This window comes from Pseudomonas sp. RA_15y_Pfl2_54, assembly GCF_963971015.1.
Taxonomy (GTDB): Bacteria; Pseudomonadota; Gammaproteobacteria; order Pseudomonadales; family Pseudomonadaceae; genus Aquipseudomonas; species Aquipseudomonas baetica_A.
Genome location: NZ_CAXAPN010000015.1, coordinates 132,812 through 139,519, shown reverse-complemented (window position 1 = coordinate 139,519; position 6,708 = coordinate 132,812). Strand labels below are relative to the sequence as shown.

7 protein-coding genes are annotated in these 6,708 nt (G+C 59.2%); 5 read left to right on the top strand and 2 right to left on the bottom strand.

Translation table 11 applies throughout. The features are described 5' to 3' along the window. The first annotated feature begins 550 nt into the window (after positions 1-550). Positions 551-910 carry a DUF6124 family protein gene (locus AACY50_RS13350; protein ID WP_339538667.1) on the top strand — a complete coding sequence of 120 codons (360 nt, stop codon included), beginning with the start codon at positions 551-553 and terminating at the stop codon, positions 908-910. A 562-nt stretch (positions 911-1,472) separates the two neighbouring features. On the opposite strand, the gene ftrA is transcribed toward AACY50_RS13350, so the two are convergent. Continuing rightward, the gene (ftrA, locus tag AACY50_RS13345) at positions 1,473-2,447 is read right to left on the bottom strand and encodes a transcriptional regulator FtrA (RefSeq protein WP_339434225.1); all 975 of its coding nucleotides are present in this window, start codon (positions 2,445-2,447) and stop codon (positions 1,473-1,475) included. Between the two features lie 102 nt (positions 2,448-2,549). Between ftrA and AACY50_RS13340 the strand changes: the two genes are divergently transcribed. The 4 genes from AACY50_RS13340 (at position 2,550) to AACY50_RS13325 (ending at position 6,144) form a co-directional block, all read left to right on the top strand. Further along, positions 2,550-2,978, top strand: a complete 429-nt coding sequence (locus tag AACY50_RS13340) for a rhodanese-like domain-containing protein (RefSeq protein ID WP_339538666.1) — start codon at positions 2,550-2,552, stop codon at positions 2,976-2,978. A 244-nt stretch (positions 2,979-3,222) separates the two neighbouring features. Further along, the gene (locus AACY50_RS13335) at positions 3,223-4,002 is read left to right on the top strand and encodes an ABC transporter substrate-binding protein (protein ID WP_339434223.1); all 780 of its coding nucleotides are present in this window, start codon (positions 3,223-3,225) and stop codon (positions 4,000-4,002) included. Positions 4,003-4,132: 130 nt separating this feature from the next. Next, positions 4,133-5,245: a succinylglutamate desuccinylase/aspartoacylase family protein gene (locus AACY50_RS13330; protein WP_339434222.1), complete on the top strand. Its 1,113-nt coding sequence runs from the start codon at positions 4,133-4,135 to the stop codon at positions 5,243-5,245. 182 nt (positions 5,246-5,427) lie between these two features. Continuing rightward, the gene (locus AACY50_RS13325; protein WP_339538665.1) at positions 5,428-6,144 is read left to right on the top strand and encodes an alpha/beta hydrolase; all 717 of its coding nucleotides are present in this window, start codon (positions 5,428-5,430) and stop codon (positions 6,142-6,144) included. Here the strand turns inward: AACY50_RS13325 and AACY50_RS13320 are convergent. Beyond that, complete coding sequence (locus AACY50_RS13320; RefSeq protein ID WP_221733624.1) at positions 6,134-6,697, bottom strand: hypothetical protein; 564 nt, start codon at positions 6,695-6,697, stop codon at positions 6,134-6,136. The two genes, AACY50_RS13325 and AACY50_RS13320, sit on opposite strands and share 11 nt — an antisense overlap. Between the last annotated feature and the right edge of the window lie 11 nt (positions 6,698-6,708).

Genomic DNA, 6,708 nt, shown 5'->3' with positions numbered 1-6,708 from the left:
GAAGCAGCATCTTAAGTAATGCGGCTCTGCGTTCAGGTGAATAGTACGGCACGACCAGTCTCTTTCCGCCCCCGATATGCTTTTTTTGGAAAAACCGGAGAGGCGACAACTATCCTGACACCGGGGGGTTATGCCCGAACACAAAATTTTTGGCAGTCTCTCTTTCGTGGGATCCGAGACGCAATGAGGATTCCGATAAACACCAACGTTTAAAAAGACATCTCCAGACACTCTCTCAGGCTACACATCCTTGCGTAATTGCCTACAGCTACGCCAGAATCCGCCGGCTTGTGCGCCTTGGGGGCGGGTTCTATTGTGGTGCGGTCGCTGACGAATCAGCGATCGGGTTTCGCAGCCCGGATCAATCAAGGCGCACAGCGCTCCCAATCTCGTTGCCATTTTCGGCAATGGTGCTTTATGGCGGCTGTGCGCGGGATACCTTCGGGTATGCCGGGTGCCTTGATTCCCGGTCTGCGAACCTGCGTACAGCTGCCACCTCCCTTCGTTTCGCAGCGAAATGTGGCGGCTCCAATAATCAAGGAGCTTCACCATGATCAAACCAACACCCAACCCGCCCGAAACCGACTCGGTTTCCCCCTACGAATCCCTCGACTCAAAAAAACTCCACGAAGCCGCCGACCGTGCGCTCGACCATTACCTCTGTCCGCCCGGCTCCACGCCGCCGCCACGTAAAAACCGTGGGATGTATGCCGTGACGGCGGACAACAAAAATGAAGAACTGCTGCTCGATGCCAGTGAAACACTCGCTTCGGCCCAAACCATCGCCCAGAACGTCGCCAGTCTGTTGCCGGCATCGCAGCGTCGGGCGTTGTTGGGGATTGCGCAGTTGATCATGCTCGGGGAGCTGGCGGTGAATCGGGCGTTGGATAATCTGCAAGTGCCGGGGTGATGCGCGTATCGGGATCACCTGCTGATTGATTGGGTGTCCGTTCTGGCGCCTTCGCGGGCAAGCCCGCTCCCACGGGGTTTTATGCTGATTGCAGATGTTGTGTACGACGCTGAAAGCTGTGGGCGCGGGTCGGGTGCTGTCCTGCGCCGTTTTCGTGTGGTTTTTTAGGCGCCTTATTTGAACATGTGCCGGGAAACCTCAATGAGGCTGACACCGTTCTGCGACTAAACATTAGGTGGCAGCTATACGCAGGTTAGTCGACCGGCATCCCAAGCTTTACCGGCGCGCTCGAAAGCGCCCTGCGCACAGCCGCCATTGAGTGCAGGCATGGAAATACCCGACTGAATAACAGCTTGCGAACTTGAGATAACACCGAGCGACTAAACCCGATCACTGACCCTTAAGTGACGCGAACCAAATTACTGGCGACCCCCAAGCCGCACAAGCCGGCGGATTCTGGCGTAGTTGTAGGCAAAGGCGCAGGCGCTGTAGCCTCATGGCTGATGCCAAAATGATGCTGTGTTTTACCGGGCCTGCTCGCGATGCGGCCTTCAAAATTCACTCAAGAACTGACCTTCACCTCACGCCCAAACCGCTCCCGATACACCGACGGCGGCACCCCGACCACGCCACGAAACGCCACCCGGAAACTCTCCACCGACCGATAACCACAGCGTTCGGCAATCTGTTCGGTGTGCTGATCGGTGCTTTCCAGCAACTCTCGCGCCCGGGCCAGGCGTTCATGCTGCAACCACGCTTTGGGCGTCTGACCGCTGGCCTCGCTGAAGCGCCGCAAAAAAGTGCGCTCACTCATCGCCGCTTCACTGGCCAGATCGCGCACCTCCAGCGGTTCATGCAAGCGCTCGCGCGCCCACTGCATCACCCGCGACAGGTCATTGCGCGGCGTCGCGCTCACCGGGGTTGGAATGAACTGCGCCTGCCCGCCGGTACGCTGCGGCGACATCACCAGGCGTCGCGCCACTGAGTTGGCGACTTGAGTGCCGCAGTCCCGCGCCACCAGGTGCAGGCAGGCGTCGATGCCGGCTGCGCTGCCTGCCGAGGTAATCAACTGGCCGGCGTCGACGTAGAGCACATCCGGATCAACCGCAATCGCCGGATAGCGTTGCGCCAATTCCGTGGTGTAACGCCAATGAGTGGTGGCGCCGTGGCCGTCGAGCAGGCCGGTGGCTGCCAGGACAAATACCCCGGAACAAATCGACAACAAGCGAGCGCCACGCTCATGGGCTTGCCGTAACGCATCGATCAAGGCTGGAGGCACCGCCGCATTCCGGTCGCGCCAGCCGGGAATGATGATGGTGCGGGCCTCGGCCAGCAGTTCCAGACCGCCGTCGGCCAACACCTGAATCCCGCCCATGGCGCGCATCGGCCCTTGATCGACCGCAGCAATCGCATGCTCGTACCAAGGAAAATCGAACTCCGGCCGGGCCAGACCGAAGATCTCCACGGCGATGCCGAACTCGAAAGTGCAGAGGCCGTCGTAGGCCAGAATCGCGACCAGACCTGGTGATGTTGGCATTTGGCGGAAAATTCCCGATGAGTGTCTTGTCCGCCACTGTAGCGGCAGGCTGCGGCTCGATAAAGTCTGTTCATACCCGATCAGATGAAGGAGCAATACCCGATGCCCAGCCTTGTTCGCGAAATTCCTGCCGCTCCCTCGGCGATTGCCCTGATGCATTTCAGCAACCGTCTGACCTTCGAAACCGATTGTTCCGACGTATTCAGCAGCCAAGAGGCCGGTGAGGTCGACTTTGTGTTGGTCGATGTGCGTGGACCGCTGGCTTTCGAGCGTGGCCATGTGCCGGGCGCGATCAATATGCCGGGGCGTTTGCTGACGGCTGAAGGTTTGGCGAGTTACTCGAAAAACACGCTGTTCGTGGTCTATTGCGCGGGCCCACATTGCAACGGCGCCAACAAGGTAGCGGTGAAACTGGCGGCGCTGGGTTACCCGGTCAAGGAAATGATCGGCGGCGTGACCGGGTGGCTGGATGAGGGTTTTTCGCTCAGTGATTCGTCTGTTGCCGCAGTGTCACTCGGTTGCGAATGCTGACGCTTTTCAAGGTTTATTGAACGAAAGCAGCGCTTGTCCTACAGCCTTTGCACCACGACGGCGCACCTGTTGACCCCGGTCAGCCGGTGCGCCGATCTTCTGTAAGTATTTGTCGCTTAAAAACAATTTGCCCTGTGCGCGCCGCCATAGACTGCCGGCCACTTCGGTTTTTTGCCGTTAACTGGCCATGACCGAACGTTGAATCGAAGCTGCCAATAAAAGCCTCCGCACACAGGAGTTATAAATGAAGAAGCTAGTGATGTTTGGTGCCCTGGCACTGTCGATGTTGTCCCTGACCGCTGTGGCCGAAGACGCCAAGCCGATCCGCATCGGTATCGAAGCCGGTTACCCGCCATTCTCGATGAAAACCCCTGACGGCAAACTCGCCGGCTTCGACGTGGATATCGGCGATGCGCTGTGTGAGCAGATGAAAGTCAAATGTACCTGGGTCGAGCAGGAATTCGACGGCCTGATCCCGGCGCTGAAAGTGAAAAAAATCGACGCGATCCTGTCCTCGATGACCATCACTGACGATCGCAAGAAAAACGTCGATTTCACCATCAAGTACTACCACACGCCTGCACGTTTCGTGATGAAGGAAGGTTCGGGTGTCGAAGACCCGCTGACCGAACTCAAAGGCAAAAAAGTCGGCGTACTGCGTGCCAGTACCCACGACCGCTACGCCACCGAAGTGCTGGTCCCGGCCGGGATTGATCTGGTGCGCTACGGCTCGCAGCAGGAAGCCAACCTCGATATGGTCTCCGGTCGCCTCGACGCGATGCTGGCCGACTCGGTCAACCTGAGCGACGGTTTCCTGAAAACCGACGCCGGCAAAGGCTTTGAATTCGTCGGCCCGACCTATGAAGACGCCAAATACTTTGGCGGCGGCGCCGGTATTGCAGTGCGCAAGGGCGATACCGCGCTGGCTGAGCAATTCAACAAGGCAATCACCGAAATCCGCGCCAACGGCAAGTACAAGCAAGTGCAGGACAAGTACTTCGACTTTGACGTGTACGGCCATTAATACGCTGTAGAAAAAGTGGCCCCGTTAACGCGGTGGCCACTTTTTTTACGCTCTGATCAACACGAGAACGTTGTGGGAGCGGGCTTGCTCCCACAGGGGATCTCAGTGATCCGTTACTCAGGAGTTACCCATGCAACGCATCGACCATGTTCTGCCCTGGAGCCACCTGGGCAGCGAACGTTCCCTCAGCGTGTTTCGTTACGGCGCCGGCACCCGCAAGGTTTACATTCAGGCCAGCCTGCACGCCGATGAACTGCCAGGCATGCGCACCGCGTGGGAGCTCAAACAACGTCTGAATGAACTCGAAGCCCAAGGCCGTTTGCAAGGTGTGGTTGAGCTGGTGCCGGTGGCCAACCCGATCGGCCTGGATCAACACCTGCAAGGCGCGCACATGGGCCGTTTCGAACTGGGCAGCGGCAAGAATTTCAACCGTGCCTTCGTCGAACTCAGCGCCCCGGTGGCGGCGTTGATCGGTGATCAATTGGGCGCCGATGCTGACGCCAACATCGCGCTGATTCGCCAAGCCATGGGCCAGGTTTTCGATGACCTGCCGGCACCGGCCTCGCCACTGGAAGCGCTGCACCGTTTGTTGTTGCGCCATGCCTGTGATGCCGACATCACCCTCGACCTGCATTGCGATTTCGAAGCCTCGATTCACCTCTACGCGCTGCCGCAACACTGGCCGCAGTGGCAATCGCTGGCGGCGCGGTTGAAGGCTGGCGTGGCGTTGCTGTGTGAGGACTCTGGCGGCAGCTCGTTCGATGAGTCCTGCTCGACGCCGTGGCTGCGCCTGGCGCGGGCGTTCCCCGACGCGGCGATTCCACCGGCCAACCTCGCGACAACGCTGGAGCTGGGCAGCATGGGCGATACGCGTGTCGATCAGGCTCAGGCCAATTGCGAGGCGATTCTCGGGTTTCTCGCCGAGCAAGGGTTCATCAGCGGCGAATGGCCGGCAGCGCCGAAAGAGTGCTGTGAGGGGATGCCGTTCGAAGGCACCGAATATTTGTTCGCGCCGCACCATGGTGTGGTGAGTTTCCTGCGCAATGCGGGCGAGTGGGTAGAGAAGGGCGATGCGTTGTTTGAGGTGGTTGATCCCCTTCAGGATCGCGTGACCACGATCCACGCCGGCACCAGCGGGGTGTTGTTTGCGATTGATCGTGGGCGCTATACCGAGCCGGGTATCTGGCAGGCGAAAGTGGCGGGGCGGGTGCCGTTTCGCACGGGCAAACTGACGAACGACTGACAGATTTTTGCTGTGTTCAGAGGCTCCTTCGCGGGCAAGCCCGCTCCCACGGGTTTTGTGAACGGCACAGATTATTGTGTGTGGCTTGCCAGCGAAGGCGGCATCAGCAATCCCCGTCATTTGGATCCTCGTTTCAGGGTGTTAGGCTCACCCCAAACCCTGCACCCAGTGGAGGAAAACGTATGTTGAAGGTGTTTGCTCTGTTGACCCTGCTGGCGTCCAGCGCTGTTCAAGCTCAAACCACCCTGCAAAGCGATCTGCCGCTCAAGTACATCGAACAGGTTCACCCAGACGCCGATCCGCGTCCGCTGGTGATTTTCCTGCACGGCTACGGCAGTAACGAGGCCGATCTGATCGGCATGAAATTCCAGCTGCCGGCGCAGTACAACTACCTCTCCGTGCAGGCTCCGTTGGCGTTGGGTGAAGGGCGATTCCAGTGGTTTCGCAAAAAAGGCGAAGGCGCCTACAACGGCGAGACTGATGATCTGAAGGTCAGCGGTCAGAAGCTGAGGGACTTTGTCGCGCAAGCGGCGAAGAAATATCACACCACGTCGGACAAGGTGTACCTGATCGGTTTCAGTCAGGGCGCCATGATGACCTACGAGGTGGGGCTGCGCCCACCCGTGGCCGTGGGCGGCATCGCGGCGTTGAGCGGGCGTTTATTGCCGGTGTTGAAAGCCGAACTCAAGCCTGAACAACAACCGCTGCCGCTGAGCATCTTCATCGGCCATGGCACCGCCGATGATCGCGTGCCGTATCGCGACGGCACTGGCGCCAACGAACGGCTACACAAGCTCAAATACACACCGCAGTTTCACGCTTATCCCGGGGTCGGCCACAGCATCAGCGCGGCCGAGTTGCGGGATCTGAATGGCTGGTTGCAGCAACTCAATCCTTGAGGATGGTTTTCACCAGTGCATCGTGACCTTGCTTGTCGCTGACCCGCGAGATCACCTGGACCAGTGCCATCTTCGTACCGGAACCGGCCATCAACGTGGTGTTGAGCGTCTGGCCGCCGCCCTGGGTGGCGGTGCTGTCGACCTGACGCAGGCCCAGCCCTGTGCCTTTGCGGGTCAGGCTTTTTTCGCTGAGTTTGTTGAAGTCAGGCAAGGCTTTGCGCTGGGCGTCGATGAAGTCAGAGACGCTACCGTCGAGGAACTCGCTGTCGTTGTCCTTGACGTTGTTGCCTTCGGGAATCTGGTTTTCGGCGGCGATGACCACGGTTTTAGTCGCCTGGTTGGTGTACATGGTGCCCTTGGCGCCGGTCGGGCTAGCGGGTAGCGGGTCGGCAACGAAGCCTTTGGGCAGCACGAAGGTGAACTTGCCACCCAGCATCGAGACCTTCTCGGTGGCGGCTTTTTCCTTGGGCTTGGCCGCTTGAGCGTTGATGGCGCCTAGACCGGCGACAGCCGCGACTAACAGGACGACGGCTTTTTTGCTCAGCAATGACATGGGAATCTCCG